This window comes from Stutzerimonas sp. (genome assembly GCF_982611455.1).
In genome coordinates, this window is the sequence record NZ_CEXBBO010000047.1 from 1 (window position 1) to 23,715 (window position 23,715).

At 59.5% G+C, this 23,715-nt stretch carries 19 protein-coding genes and 1 pseudogene; 5 read left to right on the top strand and 15 right to left on the bottom strand.

Annotated features, from left to right (window positions below; all coding sequences use genetic code 11):
- The first annotated feature begins 519 nt into the window (after window positions 1–519).
- Complete coding sequence (locus AC2LD7_RS19965) at window positions 520–1,749, top strand: NADH:flavin oxidoreductase/NADH oxidase family protein (protein ID WP_484599411.1); 1,230 nt, start codon at window positions 520–522, stop codon at window positions 1,747–1,749.
- Between the two features lie 364 nt (window positions 1,750–2,113).
- Here the strand turns inward: AC2LD7_RS19965 and AC2LD7_RS19970 are convergent, their stop codons facing one another.
- The 14 genes and pseudogenes from AC2LD7_RS19970 to AC2LD7_RS20035 all read right to left on the bottom strand — a co-directional run bounded on the left by AC2LD7_RS19970 (window position 2,114) and on the right by AC2LD7_RS20035 (window position 18,825).
- A complete protein-coding gene (locus AC2LD7_RS19970; protein ID WP_484599412.1) occupies window positions 2,114–3,406 on the bottom strand; it encodes an MFS transporter in 1,293 nt (430 codons plus the stop codon).
- 259 nt (window positions 3,407–3,665) lie between these two features.
- Window positions 3,666–5,396, bottom strand: coding sequence for an acyl-CoA dehydrogenase family protein (locus tag AC2LD7_RS19975; protein WP_484599425.1), 1,731 nt, complete (start codon window positions 5,394–5,396; stop codon window positions 3,666–3,668).
- Window positions 5,397–5,409: 13 nt separating this feature from the next.
- Window positions 5,410–7,347 carry a TRAP transporter permease gene (locus tag AC2LD7_RS19980; RefSeq protein WP_484599413.1) on the bottom strand — a complete coding sequence of 646 codons (1,938 nt, stop codon included), beginning with the start codon at window positions 7,345–7,347 and terminating at the stop codon, window positions 5,410–5,412.
- Window positions 7,348–7,437: 90 nt separating this feature from the next.
- Entirely contained in the window at window positions 7,438–8,577 is a 1,140-nt protein-coding gene (locus tag AC2LD7_RS19985) for a TAXI family TRAP transporter solute-binding subunit (protein WP_342406447.1), read from the bottom strand.
- Between the two features lie 147 nt (window positions 8,578–8,724).
- Window positions 8,725–9,726 carry an NAD(P)H-dependent flavin oxidoreductase gene (locus AC2LD7_RS19990; protein WP_484599414.1) on the bottom strand — a complete coding sequence of 334 codons (1,002 nt, stop codon included), beginning with the start codon at window positions 9,724–9,726 and terminating at the stop codon, window positions 8,725–8,727.
- Window positions 9,727–9,736: 10 nt separating this feature from the next.
- Complete coding sequence (locus AC2LD7_RS19995; RefSeq protein ID WP_342406445.1) at window positions 9,737–10,654, bottom strand: SDR family NAD(P)-dependent oxidoreductase; 918 nt, start codon at window positions 10,652–10,654, stop codon at window positions 9,737–9,739.
- Window positions 10,655–10,713: 59 nt separating this feature from the next.
- Window positions 10,714–11,859, bottom strand: coding sequence for an acyl-CoA dehydrogenase family protein (locus AC2LD7_RS20000; RefSeq protein WP_484599415.1), 1,146 nt, complete (start codon window positions 11,857–11,859; stop codon window positions 10,714–10,716).
- 1 nt (window position 11,860) lies between these two features.
- Window positions 11,861–12,625 (bottom strand): enoyl-CoA hydratase/isomerase family protein, encoded by a 765-nt coding sequence (locus AC2LD7_RS20005; RefSeq protein WP_484599416.1) that lies wholly within the window; start codon window positions 12,623–12,625, stop codon window positions 11,861–11,863.
- Window positions 12,622–13,683 (bottom strand): acyl-CoA dehydrogenase family protein, encoded by a 1,062-nt coding sequence (locus tag AC2LD7_RS20010; protein ID WP_484599417.1) that lies wholly within the window; start codon window positions 13,681–13,683, stop codon window positions 12,622–12,624. The genes AC2LD7_RS20005 and AC2LD7_RS20010 overlap by 4 nt, the downstream gene beginning before the upstream one ends.
- Window positions 13,680–14,063 (bottom strand): annotated as a pseudogene (locus AC2LD7_RS20015) (PaaI family thioesterase); the annotation flags it as partial. The pseudogene AC2LD7_RS20015 and the gene AC2LD7_RS20010, both read right to left, overlap by 4 nt.
- A gap of 209 nt (window positions 14,064–14,272) precedes the next feature.
- On the bottom strand, window positions 14,273–15,139 hold the full coding sequence (locus AC2LD7_RS20020; protein WP_484599418.1) for a MaoC/PaaZ C-terminal domain-containing protein: 867 nt from the start codon (window positions 15,137–15,139) through the stop codon (window positions 14,273–14,275).
- Window positions 15,123–17,231 carry an acetate--CoA ligase family protein gene (locus AC2LD7_RS20025; RefSeq protein WP_484599419.1) on the bottom strand — a complete coding sequence of 703 codons (2,109 nt, stop codon included), beginning with the start codon at window positions 17,229–17,231 and terminating at the stop codon, window positions 15,123–15,125. Before AC2LD7_RS20025 ends, AC2LD7_RS20020 begins: the two co-directional genes overlap by 17 nt.
- Before the next feature lie 59 nt (window positions 17,232–17,290).
- Window positions 17,291–18,439 (bottom strand): thiolase, encoded by a 1,149-nt coding sequence (locus tag AC2LD7_RS20030; protein ID WP_342406438.1) that lies wholly within the window; start codon window positions 18,437–18,439, stop codon window positions 17,291–17,293.
- A complete protein-coding gene (locus tag AC2LD7_RS20035) occupies window positions 18,436–18,825 on the bottom strand; it encodes a Zn-ribbon domain-containing OB-fold protein (RefSeq protein WP_158188577.1) in 390 nt (129 codons plus the stop codon). The genes AC2LD7_RS20030 and AC2LD7_RS20035 overlap by 4 nt, the downstream gene beginning before the upstream one ends.
- Before the next feature lie 132 nt (window positions 18,826–18,957).
- Between AC2LD7_RS20035 and AC2LD7_RS20040 the strand changes: the two genes are divergently transcribed.
- The 3 genes from AC2LD7_RS20040 (at window position 18,958) to AC2LD7_RS20050 (ending at window position 21,216) form a co-directional block, all read left to right on the top strand.
- On the top strand, window positions 18,958–19,773 hold the full coding sequence (locus AC2LD7_RS20040) for an IclR family transcriptional regulator (protein ID WP_484599420.1): 816 nt from the start codon (window positions 18,958–18,960) through the stop codon (window positions 19,771–19,773).
- Between the two features lie 287 nt (window positions 19,774–20,060).
- On the top strand, window positions 20,061–20,228 hold the full coding sequence (locus AC2LD7_RS20045; RefSeq protein WP_484599421.1) for a DUF6988 family protein: 168 nt from the start codon (window positions 20,061–20,063) through the stop codon (window positions 20,226–20,228).
- A gap of 367 nt (window positions 20,229–20,595) precedes the next feature.
- Window positions 20,596–21,216: a tyrosine-type recombinase/integrase gene (locus tag AC2LD7_RS20050; RefSeq protein WP_484599422.1), complete on the top strand. Its 621-nt coding sequence runs from the start codon at window positions 20,596–20,598 to the stop codon at window positions 21,214–21,216.
- A gap of 145 nt (window positions 21,217–21,361) precedes the next feature.
- Here the strand turns inward: AC2LD7_RS20050 and AC2LD7_RS20055 are convergent, their stop codons facing one another.
- Complete coding sequence (locus tag AC2LD7_RS20055) at window positions 21,362–22,255, bottom strand: LysR family transcriptional regulator (protein WP_484599423.1); 894 nt, start codon at window positions 22,253–22,255, stop codon at window positions 21,362–21,364.
- Between the two features lie 94 nt (window positions 22,256–22,349).
- Here AC2LD7_RS20055 and AC2LD7_RS20060 point away from each other — a divergent pair, with 94 nt between their 5' ends.
- Window positions 22,350–23,516: an MFS transporter gene (locus tag AC2LD7_RS20060; RefSeq protein WP_484599424.1), complete on the top strand. Its 1,167-nt coding sequence runs from the start codon at window positions 22,350–22,352 to the stop codon at window positions 23,514–23,516.
- Window positions 23,517–23,715 lie beyond the last annotated feature (199 nt).

Genomic DNA, 23,715 nt, shown 5'->3' on the forward strand with positions numbered 1-23,715 from the left:
TTTTCAGTCGGCAGAACAGCCTCTACTGGGTCAGTTTTCGGTCAGCGGCAACACTTAATAGAACACCTGTGATTACGGCAGTAATTCCGACCTTCATGCTTTTCTGTCTCCGCTTGCGCTATGACTGGTATGTGCGAGCAGAAACCAGGTGTCTGCATCGCGCTGCATCCCGAGAAGCCAGCAGCGCGTACCCTAACGTTTAACTAAACTTTAAGGTCAAGCTGATCGACTTAACTTCTTAGCGCTTTGTTCGTTGCGATTCATTTCAGGTGGTAAGTGTCGAGAAGGCGAGGACTAAGCGAGTTGTGCCGTTGCGGCGAGAGCGGTCGCTTGTACCGGTGGTGTCGTTAGCCGTTGATTCGCCAGTGATGGCTCAGGGGCAACGGCCGAGCGGCGAGCCTGGCCATCACGGGCACAATGACGATTTAGGGCCACATGACCGTGATAAATATAACAGGCTTGACATTAAAGTCAGCTTTAAGCTTAAGGTCAGCTCACCGTCACTAGAGGTAGTTTTCCATGGGCTTATTCGACGAGCTGACCCTCCCCAACGGCTCCACAATTCCAAACCGTATCGCCAAGGCCGCCATGGAGGAAAGCATGGCAGACGACGACCAGGCGCCCTCCGATAAGCTGATGCGCCTGTATAAGGCTTGGGCGGATGGTGGTGCTGGTCTGCTTATCACGGGCAACGTAATGATCGACTGCCGCGCTATGACGGGGCCTGGTGGCGTGGTGCTCGAAGATGACAGGCAGCTTAAGAGGTTCAAGCGCTGGACGCGGATCGGTCGCTCCAACGGCGCGCAGTTCTGGCTGCAGATCAATCATCCCGGCCGCCAGATGCAGGCCAACCTGGGTCAGAAGACTTGGGCGCCGTCGGCGGTACCGCTGGATCTGGGCAAAATGTCCAAGCGCTTCGACACGCCCTATGAGATGACGCCGGAAGACATCAATGAAGTAATCCAGCGTTTCGCCCGCACAGCCCGACTCGGTGAGCTGGCCGGCTTTACCGGCGTGGAAATTCACGCGGCCCATGGTTACCTGCTGAGCCAGTTCCTGTCGCCCCTAACCAATCAGAGAGGAGATGAATGGGGCGGCTCTCTTGAGAACCGGGCCCGCCTTCTGCTGGAAATCGTCAAAGCCGTGCGGGCGGAGGTTTCCCCGAGTTTCTCCGTCGCCGTCAAACTCAACTCAGCGGATTTCCAGCGCGGTGGTTTCAGTGCCGAGGATGCTGTGCAGGTGGTGGGGCTGCTCAACGACTTGAAAGTCGATCTGGTCGAACTGTCGGGCGGAAGCTATGAAGTTCCCGCCATGCAGGGCGAAGCCCGCGATGGCCGAACGCTGGCGAGAGAGGCTTACTTCTTGGAGTTCGCTCGCGATATTCAGAAGGTCGCGAAGATGCCGGTGATGGTCACAGGAGGCATCCGTCGTTTACCGGTAGCCGAGCAGGTGATCGAGAGCGGTGTCGACATGGTCGGCATCGGGACGGCCTTGGCTATCGATCCAGCCCTTCCTCGTGATTGGCGCATTGGCAAAGACAGCGCCCCACAGTTGCCTCCCATAACATGGAAAAACAAGGCTCTTGCATCACTGGCTAACATGGCAGTAGTCAAATTTCAGTTGGGCAAACTCAGCCTGAATAAGGCACCTAACCCGAAAGTATCTCCATGGCGAGCGCTAATCGTTCAACAGATGGCCAACGCTTTTCGTACTCGCCAGTACCGACGCTGGATGGCGCAGCGCGCGTAGCACTTCAAAGCGAGGTTTACGCGGCGCGGCATTCGCTTAACGGTCCGCTCTTGGCCACAGCTGCCAGTTCCGAAGAGCTGGTAACCCAGAAGCGGTCTGGTCGATGTTCTTGGATTTTGATTCATTCAGCCATTCGTGAGAGCTTCTGCTCTATCTCGTCGGGAGAAATATAAGCCGAGGGTGCTGCGTATTGCTGGATGCGACAGAGCATCGTCCACGTAGGCACCGATGATGGGTGCCGCCACCCTTCTTAACCGTCTCGGTAGCTGAGCAATGCGCGGGCAGAAAAGACGGCTCAGGGTGCGTTGCTGGCAGAACTACGGCTCGCGCGGCGCGCCACATGATCAGTGCGGATGTCCTGACTTCAGGCTCTTGCTACAGCCACTGGCTGCGCCAACCTGAAACTTTGTAATGGCAGCTTAAGCGAGACCGCTGCAGCGAACATGAGCAGCACGCCGGAACTGCCAAAAGCGACCCAGTGCGTACCGAAGTGCTCATACCCCCACCCGCCAAGCCATGAGCTGATCATCGCTCCCACCTGATGGCCCAGGTAAGCGGTTCCATACATAACCCCAACCAGCCGCACGCCATATACATCCGCAAGGATGGCCGACGAGGTTGCAATACTGCCCGCCCAGACCATCCCACCAATGGTGGCTGCGATGTACAGCTCCCAGTGAGTACCGACCAGCAGAAGCGCGAAGAAACCCAGCCCCCGAATGAAGTAGATGGCGGCCAGAATATTTCTACGCGGCACTCGATCGGACAATCGGCCAAGCACCAGAGTCCCGGCAATTGCCACCAGGCCGATCAGGCCGATGCCGTAGGAGCTGGTCATGGCATCGAAGCCGTGATCCATCAGCATGGGCACGCCATGTGTACCCAATAGATTCATGCTGTATCCGCACGCGAACAGGCCGAACACAATCTTCCAGAACGGAGACGTACGCATGGCGGCAGTCAATGTGAGTCCACTCTCCGCGGCATCATTGGCGGAGGCGGGGGAACCCGCTTTGGCCGGTAGCAGATCCGAGTTCTGTGGCACTTCATCCCGAATGATGAACAGCGCCGCCGGTACGGTTATCAACACGAATGCAACAGCAAAGGAGACGAGACTGGTTTGCCAATTATATGACTCGATTGACAGTGTCAGCACCGGTGTAACGACCGCCATGCCCGCCATCGAGCCAGTGGACAGGAAGAACAAAGCCATACCGCGCTGCCGAGTAAACCAGCGGCTGATAACAGGTGTAAGGGCTACGGGGCTGGTAAACGCAAGACCAATGGACAACAGCACACCGAACGAAAGGAGAAAGGTGAATGGGGTGCGCGCAACAACTGTCCAAGCCGTTGCGCCTACGACGATTGCTGTGCCAAGTAACAGTACGCGGCGCGTTCCAATGCGCCCAACGAGATAGCCAGCCAGAGGCATCGCAAGTCCATAGAACAGCATGCCAATCCCGACGATGGTCGCGAGAAGACTGCGGCTAAACCCCAGGTCTTCCGCCATCGGCAAAAAGAACGGGCCGATGCCGAGGCGCATCCCAACGGTCAGCAAGGTGAGGAGCGTGGCGGCCGCAACGATGTTCCATCCGTGATACCAGTTACCTTCCCAGAGCGATGACAAAATCTGTCGCAATCCTGGCTTTGATTTCATCGAACGCTCCTCGAAAAGTAGATGACCGCCTAGCCGCTCAAGTACGTCCTGGCTACGCGATAGGTATGTCTAATGTCCGTTTCTGGTACGCAAACCACGGTTTGAACCGGCCAAGCAGTAGTCATCAATGCCACTGCCTGGCCCTATCACTGATGTCCCGCTTTCATCCGTAACATATAGCTTGGCGCGCCGCTCCAGCGCTTAGCGCTCTACACGGATGTACCGATGACGGCGCCCTGCGGTCGCGTCCACGCTACGTTCAGTATGGCAACAGCGAATTGGCTTCATCCTCTGTAATCTCGGCCTCAGCCGCTATTTGCGCAATGACGGCTTGGCGACGCGCAGCATCGGGCGAAGCCAACGGGTCTGTTGGAAGCAGCTTATGGATCAAGACCAGATAGGCGAGCCCCAGGCGACGGTAGTCCTGACATTGAACCGCCTCCCACATCATGAAGACTGCACTAGCCAGGTTGTACAAGGCGGTTGCAGCGCGGCGGATATCGGCAGACATATCAGCGCGAGCCACACCCTCGACCGCGGCTATGGTGCGATCGAGAAGCTCCGACGCGAGGTTCATCCCCTCTTTCGGCAGCCGTGAAGAGCATTCTGCGAGCAGGCTGGAAAGGTGCTCGCAAAGAGGCATCAGCGCTTCATCGCGAACAGAGGCTCGAACGACGTCGAGCGCGACGATGTTGCTGGTACCTTCCCAGATCGAGCCAAGGTGGGCGTCGCGCAGGATACGGGCATCGCTCCACTCTTCGATGTAACCGAGCCCTCCCCTGAGCTCCATGGCGTCGCCTGCTACCTTGCGGGCGTCGCGGCACGCCCTGAATTTGATCAGAGGTGTCAGTATCCGCAAGCATTTCTGGGCGCGCGAGTCCCCGGCGTCTGCCTTGGCCAGCAAGGTCGCGGTTTGCATGAACATGGAGCGCGCTTGCTCGGTCGGCAGGCTCATCTTGATCAATTGCCGCTGAACGAGTGGCATGTCGACAAGGCGCCTACCGAATGCCCGACGGGAACGGGCGATGAATACCGATTCAGTCAGGGCGCGACGCATCAACCCGGCCGAACGAACCCCGTTGGACAATCGGGACATATTGACCATATCGGCCATCTGCTGGAAACCGCGGCCAATTTCACCAATCAGAAAAGCGGTCGCCCCTTCCAGAGTGATCTCACCGCTGGCCATTGAGCGCGTGCCCAACTTGTCTTTGAGGCGGACGATCCGGTAGGCATTCGGAGAACCATCGGCCTGAACCCGGGGAAGCAGGAACAGGCTGACGCCTTTCATGCCCTCGGGAGCATCCTTGGGCCGAGCCAATACCATTGCGAGATCTGCGTCCGGATTGGAGCAGAACCACTTTTCACCAGAGAGTTTCCATTGGCCCTGCTCGTACCTAGCGGTTGTCGAAATCGCCGATATGTCCGAGCCGGCTTCACGCTCAGTCATGAACATCGCTCCCTGAAAAAGCCCGCTCAGTTCCCTGGCGGTCAGCGCCGGTAGATAACGCGCAATGAGCTCGGGATCACCGAACTTTCGCAACGTTCTGGTCAGCGAGTCGGTCATGCTGACGGGACAGCACAAACCAAACTCGGCTTGCACGAACAGATAAGTTAACGCGTATTTGACCAACGGCGAGGGCGCATCCTTCGTATGGCTCATCGCTGCCAGCCCTAGCTCAGCAAACGCCACCTGCTCCAATGCAACATAGTCCGGGTGTTTGCGGACCTCCTGAAGGTCATCCCCCCGTCGGTTGCGATGCTGCAGCACCGGCGGGTTGTGATCCGCTGAGAGTGCAAGCTCGTCAAGCTCCCCCCCTGCACGAGCCCCCAACCGCTCCATGACCGGACGCCATTGTTCGAACTCAGATTCCGTAAGGTAGACGGCGAGTAACCGGCCCAGCGCGGGATCAACTGTATAAAGGTTGAGCCCGCGGCTATCCGGGATGTTCGCCTGAGGGATTGGTACAGCGCTATCTAGTCTGGTCATGTTTGCCTCCGGCCTAAGCGAGCTTACGGCGAGTACGCTCACGCCGAATCGACAACGTGTGTCCCAGGTACAGGGTTATCACGATCGCCAGCCCGAACATGTCAGAGTAGATCTCGGGATAGATGAACAGCCCCCCCGCCAGCAGAACGACTGCTCGCGCGAAGATGCCAAGGTGACCGATGCGGTAAAGGTAACCCTCGAACCCAGAGGCCAATAACCACATTGCCAGGACAGCTGTCAGTGCGGACTGAACGATCCCTGGCCAGGCGCCCTGAAGTATCAAGGAGGGGTTGATGACGAATAGAAATGGGAGAACGAAGAGTACGGCCCCCATGCGCATGGCATAAAAGCTCGTCTTGGTCGCGCCGGCGCCTGCCAGATTGGCAGCCGTGATCGCAGACAGCGCAACCGGTGGCGTGATGTAGGACATCATTCCCCAATAGAGAATGAACAGGTGACTCGCAAGCGGATTGAGCCCGGCCTCCACCAGCGCGGGAGCCAGCAGGATCGACAGGAAGATGTAGACCGCACTCACCGTCATGCCCATTCCCAGCACGAAGCTCGTCACGGCACCGGCAATAAGCATCAAAGCGATGTTGCCGTCGGCGTACAGCAGGAGCTCACGCGCGAACGCTCCCGCCACCCCCGAGTAGGACAACCCACCGACGACGAGCCCGATCCCGGCCAGGATCGCAACGAGATTGGCGACGCTCGTGCTCAATTCCTTGAGCAGCGTCAGAGCACCTTTGGCATTGAGTCGCCCATGTCTTTTGAACAGCGCAACGGCGATCAACACCAAGCTCGCGAAATAAGGGGCATAGGCTTCGATGCGCATGACCAGCATCATGTAGATGAGCGCAACGAGGCTAAATAGATAAGGCCAACCTGCCTTCAGCGTGCTCCATAAGCTTGGTATCTCGCTCGCTTCCAGGCCTTTCAAACCGTTACGTGCGGCGTAAATATCGACCTGAAATACGAGCACAACGTAGAACAACAAGGCGGGCAGTACCGCCGCCACCATGACCTCGGCATACGAAACGCCTAGGAACGAAGCCATGATGAAGGCGACGGCGCCCATCACCGGCGGCATCAGCGTTCCACCCGTTGACGCGCAAGCCTCCACCGAAGCCGCGTAGTGCGCCGGATAGCCCACCCTTTTCATGGTCGGGATGGTGATCGGTCCCGTGGAGAGGATGTTCGAGATCGCGCTACCGGACAGGCTTCCCATCAGCCCACTGGACAGCACAGCCACCTTGGCTGGCCCCCCGCGGCTCCTGCCCATCAGCGCAGTAGCAAAGTTCATGAAGAACTCACCGCCGCCGGTGACCGTTAGGGTCGCTCCGAAAACGATGAATCCGATGACCAGATTCGCCACCACCTGCATCGGAATACCAATGATGCTTTCGACACCCATGACATGAGCGCGCACGGTTTCTGCCAGCGAGTATTCGTTACCCCACAGAAAACCCGGCATGTATCCAGCAAACAGCGGGTAGCTGCCGAACAGTAGCGCGACGAAAAAGACAACGGTGCCGGCGCATCGCCGGAGCGCCTCGAGGACAATTACCAACAGAACGGAAGCAACCGCAGTCGCTAACAACGGCGCCTGATAGTCCCAGCCTTGCTCGATGATTGTTTGGCCGTTGTAACCCAAATAAAGCGACACTCCGAGCACAACCGGAACAAGGACCCAATCGTACCAAGGCACGTGTTGAGCGTCGGCCTTCCGAGCGGGATAGCAAAGAAACGCGACGGCCAGAAACAGGCCAATCAGATAGTAAAGGTAGGCATTTCCCATAGGCTGGAAGCCAAAGAGCTTCAACGAAAAGGTCTGATTGATCGTTGTAAGCAGGCCCGCCCCACCCAAAAAGATGGCCAGATAGAGTGCAGCCCCTGACAGCCGCCCACTGTGCAGTTCGTTCGCGGTGTCAGCATCTAGGTTCGAAGCCATGAGATCACCATCCACAAAAATTTTTAATGAGGCTGCTACGGGCAGCGATGAGACCGCCTCGTAGCAGATGGAGGCTCTTCGGGCGAACCGTTAGTCGAGCTTGTTGATGGCCTCAGTGCGCTGGGCCTGCCAAAGCGTGTCGAACGCCTCGTCGGACATGTCTTTGCCCTCTTGAACGGCTCCTTTCCAAGCCGTTTTAAGCGCTTCCAAGCGCGCCATGCGCTTGTCGTTCCACGCCTGCGCGTCTTCGCTCCAGACGCCCTTTTCTTTCAGGTATCGGATGGCTCCGTCGTGAAAGGGAACGTCTAACGGCGGCACGCCGGACTGGCTCAGCTCCCACCGCGGCATTACCGAGGTGGCGTCCTTATAGACGTCGTAGGTCTCGTCCAGCGCCTTGATGAAGGCATACGCGTCCTTGTCATCCAGGTCGCAGCGAACGACCACCATCGGGTATCGATACGCGACCATGTTGACCGGGTGCTCTTTGGTTAAACCGGCACCTACCGATTCGGCGAATGGGGAGAATATGGGCGCAACCGTTCCCATTTTCTTCCACCCTGCTGCATCGTCCGGCGGAATGTCCAGCCAGCGAATCCCTCGGGGCGATTCCGCCAACTCATACATCTGACTGGGCGTGGTTACGGTAAAGGTGGCGTCGGCCTTGCCTTCGGCCAGTGAACTCATGGCTGAGGCATACGTCGGGAACGAAATAGCCTCGACGTCGGCTCCGGACAGGCCGCCAAAGGCCAACAAAGCATCAAGCTTTACGTTGATCGATGGATTGCCGGCAACGTACGCCACACGCTTGCCCTTCAACTCCGAGACCGAATGAATATCTGCATCGGCTGCAGTTACCAGGCCGCCGGAGGCAGGTCGCCCCGCCAGTGCGCACAGGTTTTGCGGTCCCCACTTGCGGGACGCGAAGTCGTAGATAGCCTCAGAGGCAAAGAAGGCTTCGGTTGCCAGAAACGCATAGTCGGTGCGGCCGTGCACGAGCGGCTGCAATCGGCCGATCGATGACCCGGACGGCTGGATGCGGATTCGCGTGTCGAATTTACGGCTGAACGCGTCGGCAATGGCCGAGGCTTCGGCATAGCCTGAAGAACCTACATCGTAGGCGCCCCATGTCATGGATTTCGGCAGCTCCTGTGCTTGTGCGCCAACGGCCGCTACGAAGCTGCCGAAGGCCAGAATGCTGCCGAGGAGGTATTTAGGGTACGTGGTGAACATGGCTGAACCTCAATATTGTTGTTTTGGTGAAGGCCGGCATTAGCTCACCGGCCAAGTCTTGCCTTGGTCCTGCACCGCCGCATTCTCGCTTGGCGTCCGACATCGCTTGCTCACTTCGCAGACGCTACACAGCTCGAATGATCGTTTTCACTCGTAAGCGAACGCCGGGGTGGGCATGCAGGCCCCGGCAAGTCGCTCGCGGATGACCGTGTCGGCCTGCTCGACGAGTCGAGTGACCAGTGATCTGCAACTCGGTACGTCATCAATCAGTCCCTGGACCATTCCAGCCGACCAGACACCATGGTCCGGATCGCCCGTCTCGTAGACCATGCGCCCACGCAGCCCCGAAACGAGAGGTGCCAACTCGTCAAATGAAGCACCCTCCACCTCGCGTGAGCGGACATCTCCGCTGACGGTGTTACGCGCCACACGGACCGTGTTGCGCAGAGTTCGCAGGATCAGATCGGTGCCTCGCTCATCGCCCTCAACGAGCCTTTCTTTGATGCGGTGATGGATAGGGCTTTCCTCTGTACACATGAACCGCGTGCCCATGCTGATGGCGTCTGCGCCCAGAGCAAGCGCGGCCACCAACCCGTACCCGTCAGCGAAGCCGCCCGACGCTACCAATGGCACGGACAGGCGCCGGGCTGCGGCAGGAATCAGAACAAGCCCCGGGATATCGTCTTCACCGGGATGCCCTGCGCACTCGAACCCATCGATGGAAACCGCGTCCGCGCCCAGCTGCTGCGCCTTCAAGGCATGCCGCACCGAGGTGCACTTATGGATCACCTTGACGCCGTGGCTACGAAAGTCAGCGATATGTTCCTGAGGATTGCTTCCAGCGGTCTCCACAATTGTTACGCCTGCTTCGATGATCGCGGCTCGGTACTCGGCATAGGGCACGGGCTTGACCGTCGGAAGCACCGTCAAGTTGACCGCGAAAGGCCGATCGGTCAGCTGCCTGCAACGTTCGATCTCCTTGTAGAGCGCCTCAGGACTTGGCTGCGTGAGCGCCGAGAGCGTACCCAGCGCTCCTGCGTTGGCCACCGCAGCTACCAGCTCCGCGCGGGCTACCCACTGCATGCCGCCCTGCATGACCGGGTGTTCAATGCCAAAGGTTTCGGTAAAGCGGGTTGTCAGCACAGCCATGAGCGGCTCCTCAGATCGGGTCCCATGCAAAAACGTCCGGACTCCGGTCCAGCCCCATGAAGCTACCGCGCAAAGCCGGCATGCCGTGCCCGGCAATATGCTCCGGTGTCCAACCAACATCGCTGTGGACACTGCGTAAAGGTCGGCTCTGGCTCATCAGGAACAGTTCGTTGTGGCGGGCCGCAAAGACCTGGCCATTAACCTCGCGAGCCGCATCGGAGGCCAGGTAAACGGCCAATGGGGCGTTCTTTTCAGGCGTCATGCGCTGAAGCTTCTCCACACGGGCCTTTTGCTCTGGCGTCTCGGCAGGAATGGAGTCCGTCATGCGGCTCCAGGCAAAAGGAGCGATACAGTTCGACCGGACGTTGTAACGCTGCATGTCGAGCGCGATCGACTTGGACAGAGCGACGATGCCGAGCTTAGCCGCCGAGTAGTTGGCCTGACCAAAGTTGCCGATCAGCCCCGAGGTGCTGGTCATGTGAACGAAGGCGCCGCTTTGCTGTGCGCGGAAATGCTCCGCTGCGGCCCGGCTCACAAAGAAACTGCCGTTGAGATGCACATTGATGACCGACAGCCAATCGTCGGCACTCATCTTGTGGAAAATGGCGTCGCGCAGAATGCCTGCGTTGTTGATGACGATATCCAGCCGGCCGAACGCATCGAGCGCGCTTGCCACGATTCGCTGCGCCCCGTCCCACTCGGAAACGCTATCGGTGTTGATCGCCCCCTCGCCACCGCCCTGCTGGATCAAGCCGAGGGTTTCCTCGGCCGGTGTGGCAGACCCGCCCGCCCCCTGAAGAGACACGCCAATATCGTTGATCAGCACCTTCGCCCCGCTTTGAGCGAGTGCTACGGCGAGTTCGCGACCGATGCCGCCTCCGGCGCCCGTTACGATCGCCACCTTGCCTTCGTTCAGTCGTTCAGTCATTGCCCTTTCCTATTGTTCGTTATGGTTGGGTAGTCGGCTACACGCGCTCCAGGCGTGGTTCAGCTCGCGAGGCCGAGCAGGCTCTTCGCCAAGATGTTTCGTTGAATCTCGTTAGTGCCGCCGTAGATAGTCGTGGGGCGCGCTTGAATGAAGATCCCGGCCGGATGGAGCTCCGGGTCGTCCCGAAAAGGTTCAAGCAGGCCCGAATCCTGGCCGGCAATTTCGAGCCCCACCTCACTGATGCGTTGATACAGCTCGGATTGGAATATCTTCAGCATCGAGACCTCAGCGCCGAGCGTCTCGCCGCGCCTCAGTCGCTCTGCGAAGCGTGAATAGAGCGCCTTGTGGCATTCCAGATCCATGCGCAGAGCAGTGAACCGATCGGCAAATACAGGCTCGCCCCACAGTCCCAACGCCTTGGCCAGACGCGCCAGTCGCTCCAATGCAAAGGTGGATTGCTTGGGAGAGCCGAGAAAGATGCGCTCGAAGCCCAGCAAGGCCTTGGCCATGTCCCAGCCCTTGTTGGCTTCCCCGACGAGGTGGTCCTGCGGCACACGCACGTCGTTGAAGAAGACCTCGCTGAACTCGCCGTGCAGCTCCAGGTTGAGGATTGGACGAACCTCGATGCCGGGGCTGTCCATCGGAACCAGAATGAAGCTGATGCCTTGCTGGGGCTTGGCGCCGCGCTCTGTCCGCGCCAACAAAAAGATCCAGTTTGCGTCCGTGCCCATGGTCGTCCAGGTTTTCTGGCCGTTGATGATCCAGTGACCATCACGCAGCACCGCTTCGGTACGCAGGCTGGCCAGGTCCGAGCCGGCATTAGGCTCGCTATAGCCCTGGCACCAGATGTCTTCACCACTGAGGATCCGCGGCAGGAAGCGCTCTCGCTGCGCCTCGGTCCCGTATCGAATGAGCAGCGGCCCCAGCATGGTGATGCCGCTGTCTGGCAGGCGAGCGCAACCGTAGCCTTCCATCTCTTCGATCATGATGAGCTGCTTGCCAGTGTTCAGTCCCATCCCGCCGTACTGCGCGGGCCAGCCAGGACACAGCCACCCTTGTCGTGACAACGCGCGATACCAGCCCTGGGTCTCTTCTCGACCGAGCCGGCGCGGCGGGTTGCGAATCTCGTCGGGATAATTTGCTGCAATCCACTGGCGGACGGTCTGACGAAACGAGTCGTCATCCATCGCGTTGTAGTCAGTCATGTCACTGTCCTTTAAAAGTGGGCGCGCGCTTGGCCAGAAACGCGGCCTTGCCTTCGGCATGGTCCGCACTCAGAAAGAGCTGGCTTTGAAGCTCGCCTTCACGCTCCAAAAGAAGATCCATCCCATCCGCGAGCAGTGTTTTGGTCATGGCTAACGGCAGGGGTGCCTGGTGTTCAACGTTGGCTGCTCGTTCGAGCGCTATGTCGAGGGCCTTGCCCTCGTCACACACCACATCCACCAGGCCTATCCGATAGGCTTCCGATGCATCGACGACGTCGCCAAACATCAGCAGCTGCTTGGCCCGACCAACGCCAATGCGGGCAGGCAGGCTGTGCAGCAACCCGAGATCGGGAAGCAGCCCCACCTTCCCGAACGAAGCTGCAAAGCGTGCTGTGCGACTGCAGACCAGGCTGTCGCACGCCAGCGCAAGTGAGAGTCCCGCGCCGACAGCCCAGCCTTCGATAGCGGCTATCAAGGGCTTGCCCATGTACGTCATCTGCCGCACCAGGCGAGCGTTTTGCTGCATTCGCGCTCGCCCTTCCGACAGATTGCCGACATTCATACCGCTGAGGTCGCCCCCCGCGCAGAAGACTTCAGCCGACCCGGCAATCACCACGCTACGGATCGCAGCATCGCGGTCGGCATTTTCCAAAGCGGCAAGCAGCGCTACGCGCATCGGCAGCGACATCGCGTTGCGCCGCGCCGGGTTGTTCAGGCACAGCGTGCGCACGGTTCCGTTGGTGCTCTGAAGCAGAAGATCGCTCATAACGCGCCCTCGGACTCGAGCAACCTGAAGTACCGGCGCTTGTGAAAGGAGACCGACCCATGCGCATTGAGCAGCACCATGGCCCGGCGCAGGAACAGGCCGATATCGGCTTCATCCGTGTAGCCAATGCCCCCATGCAACTGGATCGCCTGACGCGTGACGAGCATTGCGGCTTCCGCCGCCTTGACCTTGGCCGTGGAAACCAAGCGCTCGTATTCCATTGGCGATTCATGGGCGTCGACTGCCCTTGCCGCCTCGCTGACCATCGCACGAGCCAGTTCAACCTGGATCTTGAGATCGACCATGCGGTGCTGAAGCGCCTGGAACCCGCCAATCGGCCGGCCGAACTGGCGGCGTACGTTCAGATATTCGCGGGTACGCTCTAACGCTGCATCCATCAGCCCAACCAGATAAGCGGCGCAGCCCAGGGCAGCTTTATCAAGCGCCGCGGGTGGCGCGTCGATCTGGCGCGCCGGTGCACCGCGAAACCGCAAATGGGCAAGGTGGCCACCGTCCTGTGTCGGTTCTTCAATTACGTCAACGCCCTCCGCTGAGCGATGCACCATGGCCAGGCCTGAATCACAGGCGACCAGCCAGGCATCGGCGGCGCCTCCGAGAACAACATGCCGGACCGTACCGGTCAGCCGACCGTCAGAGAGCGAAGGCAGCGCCTCTTTCGACTCGAACATGATCCCGGCTGGCAGCACCAGAAGCTCACCCGAAAGCAGCGCTTCACGCTCCTTGGCTGGCAGTAACGGCGCGACCAAACCCGCTTCGATCAACGGCTCAGGCAAGAGGCCCTGCCCCAGCTCCTCGAGCAGTGCCACGTATTCCGCCATGCCGAGACCACTGCCACCCAGCTCCTCAGCCAGACACAACCCAGGCCAACCCATTGAGCACACCTGCGACCATGTATCCCGGTCTACGGCTTGCTTCGCAAAGCGCTGCTGCCGGACCCGGGTTAGCCCGCCGTCTCGCGGAACCAGAGACGCTGCGCTGTTGCGTATGAGCTGCAGGCGCTCATCTCGCTCACGAGCGATTTCAGCGATGTCGGTCATGGTTGTGCTCCATTTTCTTGTGGTTCTTGCGCCTGGCGATATTTGAAGCTGCCTGCGCCAGTCGCGATCAGAGTGCCCGCCTCGTCGAAAATCTCCGCTGCGCAAAAGCACAGCGTCCGGGTACGCCGAATCACGCGACCGACTGCATTGAGCTCGCTTCGTGATGCCCCCATGAAGTGGGTCGACATTTCGATGGTCACCATGGAACTGGCGGGCGTGAACGCCCGAATGGCGCCGGCCATAGCTGCATCGAGTACCGTCATCAGCACGCCGCCGTGGAAGTGGTCCAGGTAATTCATCAACTCGGGACGATGCTTGAGGCGAATCCGTACGACGTCTCCATCGACCCAGCGCTCCAGCCCAAGGAATTCCTGAAACGTGTAACGCCCGGTTGGAAAAGGGCCGCTGTTGACGGCGAGGTCTGCCGCTACGCGAGCCGGTTCGACAGAACGGTCCGAGCTTTCGCGGGCGACATCGCTGGTGCCTGGAGCAACGGCTGAGTCGCCTGACGCCGGGCTGTCGCTGAGAGAAAGATGTTCAACGCTCATTGTTCTTGTTCTCTGAGTGAGTGGTTTGAAGTCCGCTTGGCTCAGTACGACTGACTCGCCAGGCCGACATGCCCATTGCTCAGCACCACAACGTCTCGCTCAACCGCGCGAGCCCGAAAGGAGCCGTCGTTCCACATCTCGGTTCGGATCGTTTCGCCTGGAAAAACCGGCGCTGAAAAACGCACGGTCAACGAACGTATGCGGGCGGATTGATAACTGGCCAGTTCGCTCAGCAGGGCATGAAACGCCACGCCCAACGTGCACAGTCCATGAAGGATTGGCCGTTGAAAGCCGCCTTTCAAAGCGAAGTCAGGGTCGGCATGCAACGGGTTGTCGTCGCCATTGAGGCGGTAGTAGAGCGCCTGCTCTGGCCGGGTAGCCAAATCGACCGAACGATCCGGCTCGCGCTCGGGGAGCACATGGGCTGTCGGCACCGGGCCACTGAGCGTGCCGCAACCGCCATCGCCACGTAAAAAGGTAGTGCTCGACGTTACGGCTATCAGCTCGTCGCGCACCGGGTCGATGAGCTCCTTGTCGCTGTAGAGCAATGCGCCCTTGCCTGGGCCCTTGTCGACGATTCCGGTAACCCTTGTACGCCCGATCACTTCACCTTCCGTTGGCAGCTGGCGATGCCACTCGACACGTTGCTCCCCAAGTACCAGGCGTGTCGCATCAACGCCGGTGTCGGGCTTGCCAAGCCAGAAGCCCGGATAAGCCGCGACGACGGCCATCAACGGAAGCGCCTGAAAACCCGGACGATTGAAATCCACGAAGTCCAGCGACTGGCGATCCAACGGGTCGATACCAAGCCCTACCGAAAGCGCGTACAACGCCGTGCTGTGACGGTCCAGATGATGTTTAACGTCAGGAATCGGGTAGCGCAGGAGCCGTTCAGGATCTAGCGGCATCGGCCACCTCCGTGGTCTCAATCACGGCGTCCGCAGCAAACGCGCCCTGGCCTGTCGGCAGCGCGAAGACCGGGTTCAGATCGACTGACTGCAGGCGGACACCAGCACGACAGGCGAAGATCGACAGCTCAGACAGCATTTTGGCCAACGCGTCGATATCAACAGGCGCCCTGCCCCGGGCACCCAGTAGCAACGGCGCTCCCTTGATGGACAAGATGAGTTCACGAGCGCCTGCGACGTCGAAGGGGCAGCGGCGAAACGCCAGGTCCTTGAGAACTTCTACAAAAATCCCGCCAAGACCAAACACGGCGACGGGTCCAAAAAGAGGGTCTCGTTTGATGCCCATGAAACACTCGACGCCGGATATCTGGCGAGCCACCAGCACCCCATCCAGCCTGGCATCAGGCGCCCGCTCCCGACCACGGGCCATCAGGGTTTCAAAGCCATCGCGTACCGCGGCTGCCCCCATGACATTCAGCAGCACGCCACCAATCTCTGATTTGTGCGGAATATCGGCGGAAGCAATCTTCATAACAACGGGAAAACCGATTTCAGCGGCGTAGCGCTCGGCTTGGCCGGCGTCGCTGACTACACGCTCCGGTACGGATGCGATGCCGAAATCGCTGAGAAGGGTCTTGGCGCAGGCCTCGCTTATCGCGCCGTTGGGCAGCTCGATAGGCTCGAAGGTTTGCGGCTCCGGCAACGGTCGGGCAAATGCATCGCCAAGGCGCCCCATCGCAGCGATCGCAGTGACCGCCTCGGTAGGGTCTTCGAACAACACGAAGCCTGCTTCCTCATAGGGGGCGACTTGCTCCTCATCCCCGATGAGCGAGATAACGAACAAGCGCTCCGGGTGCGCTTGTTTGACGGTCTTGAACGCCTCGCACAGTCGCGGCGCGATCGATGGAACAGTGCCGGCCTGGCTGAAAAACGCGAGCACCGACGCGTAGCCGCCGTCCGTGATCAAGCTTTCGGTGAACTGGCTCGCCAGCGCCAGATCATTCAGCACATGAGCGGTGAAATCCACAGGATTGATCGGTGAACTGAAAGGCAGAAGCTCTTTGAGCCGGGCCTGCGACGCTTCGGGCATCGATGGCATGGGCAGCCCGATATCCTCGGCGGCATCACTGACGATAATGCCGGCTCCGCCACTGATCGTGACCATTCCGAGGCTGTTATTCACCGGATAGATCCGGCGTGTCGCCGCATAAGCGACATTCAGCAGTTCGGCACTGCTGTTGGTTCTGATAACCGCATAGTCGGCCAGGATGGCGTCAAAGACCTTGTCATCACCTACAAGCGCCGCGGTATGTGAAAGCGCCGCTCTTTGCCCCAGCGAGCTTCGCCCCACTTTCTGCAGAATGATCGGCTTGCGGGCCCGGTGCGCCACTTCCAGCGCAGCAATGAAGCTGTCTACATCTCGCACCGACTCGGCATAAGCTGTGACGACATCTATGTCTGGGTTCTCCACGAGCCAGCCAATCGACTCGCCCAGGGTAATGTCGCACTCATTGCCGGTGGCGACCATGATGGGCGTGCCGAGCCCGCGCGCCCGGGCCAATCCGAGCAGATGCGCGCCGTAAGCCCCCGACTGTGAGGCAATGCCGATGCGGCCCGGCAGCGGAAAGCCACGCTCCAAGCCAGATGCGAAGGTGCCGTAATATCCATGGTTCGCGTTGAATACGCCGGCCGTGTTGGGGCCGAGCAAACGCATGTTCCAACGACGGGCCGCGTCAACCAGCGCCGCTTGCAGCTCGACCCCCTCCCCTCCGACTTCGCTGAACCCCGAGGAGAAAATCAGTGCGCTGCGCGTTCCTTTCGCTCCCAACGCTTCGATGGTCGCAAGCACCTGCGCAGCCGGCACCGCCACAATCGCCGTATCCGGTGCCTCTGGCAGGTCATCGACATGCCCGAATGCGGGGATGCCCTGCACCTGCTCGCGTTTGGGATTGACGGGCATCAGCCGCCCGCTGAACCCTTGACGCAACATGTAGGAGATGGGCCGCCCGCCGATTCGCGTAGGATCGGTCGATGCGCCAACCACGGCCACCGAGCGAGGCTGTAATAGCGACGTCAGGCTATCGAAGCGCATGCCGGACGCTTGGTTCTTGCTCTCTTGCATTGCCTTTCACGCCTTTGCTGAGTGTGGAGTTAAAGCGCCGCGGCGCTTCCGAGAACGGCTGTTACCTGGCTGGATAACGTTCCGCCATTTCCGTGCAGCAAGGCGATGTCAGCCTTGTCCAGCTGTCTGGCCCCTGCCTGCCGACGGATCTGCCTGACCGCCTCGATAATCAGGAACATTCCATACATGCCGGGATGGACACACGACAGGCCACCGCCATTGGTATTCACGGCCAGCTCCCCGCCCGGTGCGATGCGTCCTCCGCGGACGAACTGACCGGCCTCGCCTTTGGGGCAGAAGCCGAGGTCTTCCAGAAACAGCAACGTATTAAGGGTGAACGCGTCGTAGAGCATCACCAGATCAATGTCGGCATGCGCTACGTTCGCGGCAGCCATTGCCCGGGGACCGCTCTCCGAAGCAGCAGTCACGGTCAGATCCGGCATCGCCACGATCGACCGGTGCCATTGGGCACCTGCCGCCCCCATGAAGTAGACCGGTGACTGCGGGAGATCCCGCGCTCGATCGGCGCGCACCATTACGCAGGCGCCGCCTCCGTCGGTGACCAGGCAACAGTCGGCTGCGCTGAGTGGGTCGCTGATCATTCGAGAGCTGAGCACGTCTTCGATGCTCAGCGGGCCCTGCGCAAATGCTTCCGGATTCAGATTGGCCCAGCCACGCGCCGCCACGGCAACCTCGGCAAGGTCTTCACGGGTGACGCCGTATTGGTGCATGTAACGGCTGGCCGCCAAGGCATAGGCGGTGATCGGATGGCGAGGCTTGTAAGGCGTCTCGTGCCACTGCGGCTCGCTCATCGACACCAGGCGCCCGCCAGCGGTCCGCTGGTTCGAGCCGTAACAGATCAGCGCGGCGTTGCAGAGTCCGGCCTCTAGCGCCAGCGTGGCTTGAAGGAGATGCATCTCAAAGCTCGACCCTCCTACGTTCGTGCCATCGAAGAAGGAAGGTCGGATGCCGAGATACTCCGCCACCGACAGCGTCGGGAAGGCATGCGAGCTCGTCGCAGCGAAGATCCCGTCAATGTCGCCAAGACTCAGCCCGGCATCGGCGATGGCCGCTAACGACGCCTGGCCAAGTAACTCGATTGCCGAGAACCCCGGCGCAGCCCCGATTCCAGCGGAGCCAATTCCAACGATGGCGGTTTTACCGCGAAGTGTGCTCATGCCGTTTCCCCCGCTAGCGGTCGGAAAACGACAGCCGGAGCGTCGTCGAGGATCATAATTTCAGCCTTCACGCGAGTACCGATTGGCGCGGACTCGCAGCCTTCAAGCCGCGTCATCATCCGCACGCCTTCATCAAGAGTTACCAGCGCAACGTTATGATTGCCCTGGCGTGATCGGTTCACGGTAATCGCATAAACCGTACCCAGACCGCTGGCCTCCACCCATTCGAGATCGGTCTCACCGGTAACGGGTATTGCCACGCGCGGATAGAACACGTACTTACCGCTAGAACGACTGCGCTGAAGCATGAATCGGCCCTCAGCGAGAAAGGATAGATAGCGTGCTTCGGGGCCAACTTCGCCGGAAGCTGTGAGCGGACCTATCATGGCCGTCCTCCAGATTGTTGTTATTCGGAGCGATGCCCCTACTATGTCGCCGTGAAAAATCCAAGGCGCCGTATGCAAGACTCGAAATTCAGCATACATTCCGAATACTGAATGTCAATCCGAATAGTGAATATGGAAACAGTAGATAGCGATACTCAAAAAAACCGTACCGGCAGCAAGGATGTAGGCGCCGTCGTCAATGCAATCCAGATCCTGCGGCATCTCGCCCACAGCGCCGATGCTGAGGGGGTCGCGACAATCGCTCGCGCAACTGGGATCAGCGCAAGCACCACGTTCAACATCCTGCGAACGCTGACGAACGAACAATTGGTGTCTTTTGACGGGACGAATAAGTCCTACCGACTAGGACTTGGCCTCTCAGAGCTAGCGGTTAGCTTCATCGGCTATAGCTATACCGACCTGATTCAGCCCGAACTCGAGCGCCTGAGCCTGAATCATCGAATCCTTGTGGTCCTCTGGCAGGTGACCGGGGATAACCACATCACTGCCATGTCGCGCGCGATACCAAACTCAGCACATGTCGACGTTCGACTGAATTCACGGCTACCGGAGCTCATTGGCGCCGGCGGCCGCTGCATCGCAGGTCTACGCAAGCTACCAGAGGACGAACTTCGCAGGCGATTCGCCCGCCTGCACTGGGAGAACCCACCTACGTTCGCAACCTATGCCAAAGATGCCAGGACGACGCTCGAGACCGGCTGGGCCATCGATGAGGGCAATCTCTATAGAGGGGTGAGCCTAGTCGCTAGCGCGATTGCCGACCAACACGACCAACCCCGATTTGTCATTTCAGGCATCGGGATCGAGGCGCAGCACACGCGAGCGGAATTGGAAATCATGGGGGAAGCCCTGAATCAAACCGCACGCTTTATCAGCAGAGCACTGTTCCCTAGCAAACCTGCGAAGCGTGAACAGTATTCCGAATGATGAATGGCATTCTGCAATTGGTTGCCACTCGACACAGATTGTGGGCACTGGCGATAAGTCGATCGACAGGCATTCATCAACCCGCACCCGGGAGGCCGCACTCGATCAGCCACAACTGATGCACCCGTTTACGGTGCGTGTTGCCTTCTGACCGGAGCGAACTCGGGTGCTGCCAGGTGCTTGCGGAGCATAGGTACATCTGCCGCAGCACTCCTTCGGGTTCAGTATGAATCCTTGTTCGAGCGCTCTGGACGCTTTATCTGGCAACAGATAACCAAACCGAGCTGATGCTCGTTGATCTGAATAAGGCAACGGCTAAGCAAGCGAGCAAAATCCCGATGCTCAGCCGAATGTTAGAGGAGATTGAGAAGAAGGCGCCTCACGCTCCAATGGCGCATCTCAACGAGTTCAAGCACTACTCGTGGCAACCTCTGAGTTCGTTCGTGCATGGGTGAATCCATGCAGCCAATAATCATATAGAGGGTTCCCGCTAGAGTTGGTTCTAATGGAACGCGGCACTCGAATGGTCTGCTCGGCATCGTAGGGAACTTACTTCTGATACTTGCAGGTGTCCCACCGAAGACTGGAAAAATGGCTGGAATTTACACCGAATTCAAAACCTGCTTCCCCTCTGCGGACCCACCTTACAAGCGGACCGCTGGCCCAGCGTACTGAGCCACCTCTGCCTCTCGGCCGAATTCTGCCGGACGTGACCTACAGCTATGGTCGAAAGCTGCCCTTCTTGGATGACTGCTTTTGGCCGGTTAGCGTCCCTTGCCAGAGCTAACCATCCTTGTCCTCCCGTACGCGGAGGACACTTCCATGAACACCATTGCTACGTACAGCCATCAGCCCTGGAACAAAGGAAAATTAGTCGGACAGAAGGCACCGCTCCGCCTGAGAGATATCTGGGCGATCCGAGTGAGACTGCAAATCGCCGAGAGAACCCGAGATCTGGCACTCTTCGATTTAGCCATCGACAGCAAACTGCGAGCCTGCGATTTAACCAAGCTCCGTGTGCGCGACGTTGCTCATGGCGAGCACGTGTCATCGCGAGCCATCGTGATGCAGCAGAAAACCCATCGACCGGTTCAGTTTGAAATCACGGAGCAAACACGGACGGCTCTCGAAACCTGGATACACCAGGCAAAACTCCGCAGCGAGGACTGCCTTTTCCCGAGCCGGTTACATGCTTCCGACCACCTTTCCATACGGCAATACGCCCGTATCGTCAAAGCATGGGTGCATGCCATAGGCCTTGATCCAGCCATGTATGGCACTCACACAATGAGGCGTACGAAAGCATCACTGATTTATCGCAGGACGAAGAACCTAAGGGCGGTTCAACTGCTGCTCGGCCATACGAAGCTGGAGAGCACTGTTCGATACCTCGGGATCGAGGTAGACGACGCCTTGGAGATGGCGGAGCAGACAGAGGTTTGACCATGTAATGCATAGCGACGGCCGCGGTCGGGTCGTCGCTAACCGGCCAGAAGCGGGCGCTCCCCCTTTTGCTGGCACTAAAAGCTTGCTAAAGAATGCATTAGTCATTGCGAACAGTGTTGCGAGCGCGCAGGTGAGGCATCGCTTATATCTGGTGATGGTCCAGCAGGAAGTCTACGAATACTCGCACCCGCGCCGGCATTGCTGCTCCTCCAACGAAGACTGCATGGATCGGTTCCCGGTCGCCGGGGTTCCAAGCTTCCAGTAGCGGCACCAGATCGCCACGCTGAAGATCCTCGGCCACGCTAAACTCTCCGATACGCGCGATGCCGGCACCAACCCGGGCCAGTTGCGCTAGCGCCTCACCACTGCTGCATTCGATGTTGCCGCAGACCTTCACCGTAATCTCTTTCCCGTTGCGTATGAATGGCCAGTTGGGTTCGGCACGGCGGAAGTTGAAGCGCAGGCAGTTGTGCCGTAGCAGGTCTTCCGGTTCCTCAGGTATGCCGTGGCGCTGAAGATACTCGGGAGAGGCCACTACGACCTGGCCAGTGTCGCCGATCTTGCGCGCGGTCAGCGGGCTGTCAGGCAGACGGCCAAAACGCACAGCCACGTCGGCCTGGCCAGCAAGAATATCGACCACTTCGTCGCCTAGGGTGAGGTCGACGACGATGTTCGGGTAGCGGGAGCTGAATGCTGCTACCAAAGGAATAATGGCAAGCCGCCCATGGCCGAGGGCGGCGCTGACCCGTAAACGGCCTCTGGGCACGCCCTGGTCGGCGATGGCTTCTTCGACCTCAGCCATGTCAGCCAAAATACGCCGGGCGCCACGTAGGTAAACCTCGCCCTCGGCGGTGAAGGTAATCGCTCGGGTGGTGCGCAATAACAGGCGAGTGCCAAGACGTTGTTCGGTGCGCGCGATAATTCGGCTGACCGCCGAGGGCGTCAGCCCCAATGCGCGCGCGGCGGCCGACAGGCTGCCTTCCTGCGCTACCGTGGCGAATACAGTCATTTCGCCTGATCTGCCGTTGAAGTCCATCTGTGACCCCTACGCAAAGGTGTTTGCCAGAGACGCTATCTACCGCCTGAATATGTCAGATCGTAGCATTGGCGGCACAGATGAGGAGCTTTCTATGCGTATCAATCCACCGCTTGTGGCACTAGCCATCGGTGCCTTTGGCATCGGCGTCACCGAATTCGCCCCCATGGGCATGTTGCCGGGTATCGCTGCGGATCTCGGTGTTTCCGTTCCTGCTGCAGGTCTGTTGGTCAGTGCTTACGCCCTGGGAGTGCTGCTCGGCGCGCCGCTGATGACCCTGACCACCGGCAGGGTTCCTCGGCGCTATTTGCTTATAGGGCTCATGGCGATCTTCACCCTAGGCAATTTGATGTCGGCCCTGGCGACCGATTACTACAGCCTGATGATCGCCAGGGTGGTGACTTCACTGAACCACGGTGCCTTCTTTGGCGTTGGCTCTATCGTAGCCGCTAGCGTGGTTCCCCCGGAGAAGCGTGCCGGGGCGGTTGCGGCGATGTTCATGGGCCTGACCCTGGCGACTATCGGCGGAGTGCCGTTGGCCGCCTGGTTCGGCGAACTGTTCGGCTGGCGCACCGCGTTCTGGGGTATTACCGGTCTCGGCGTGTTGGCCATGATCGCGTTGTGGTACGCCCTACCCAACATGCCAGCGCCGCAACGCGTCGGTGTATTGGCCGAAATTCGGGTACTGGGCCGCGGCTCGGTATTGGGCGCGTTGGCCCTGACCGTGGTCGGCTCGGGTGCAATGTTTACCGTCTTCACTTACATCGCGCCAATCCTCAGCAGCGAGACCCACGCGTCCGCTGCGTTCATCACTGCCATGCTGGTGCTGTTTGGGGTGGGGCTGACTCTGGGCAACATGTGGGGCGGCAAGGCCGCCGACCGCTCGATCGACCGCACCCTAATCGTTTCGCTGAGCGTGCTGATTCTTGTCTTGCTGGCGTTCACCGTGCTGATGCGCTGGCCGCTGCCGGCTGCCGTGGCCATCCTAATCTGGGGTATTGCCAGCTTTGCCCTGGTACCTCCGCTGCAAATGTGCGTGATGGAAGTCGCCAAGGACGCGCCCAACCTGGCCTCGGCGGTGAACATTGGTGCCTTCAACTTCGGTAACGCGATTGGTGCGGCCTTGGGCGGCGCGGTAATCAATGCGGGGCTGGGTTATCCTGCGATTTCACTGGCCGGAGCCGCGATGGCTGCGCTCGGGTTGCTGATGGTACTGGTCTTTGCCTTGCGCTCTAGAGCTGTTGCGGCTGCGGCGGCGTAAGTGAGTAGAGCTGTTGGCCGTCACTGATGAGTGGCGGCTATTGGCCGTTTTCTGCCCGTCATGAGTGCCCATTGGCTCGGTCGCTGCGTTCACGTAAGAATGCTCCCGCGCCATCATCTGCCGCTGGCGAACGGCTGCATACGACCCAGAGTGTGTAAAAACGTCCGTACAAACCTTTGCTATGATTTCTGAGAACTTC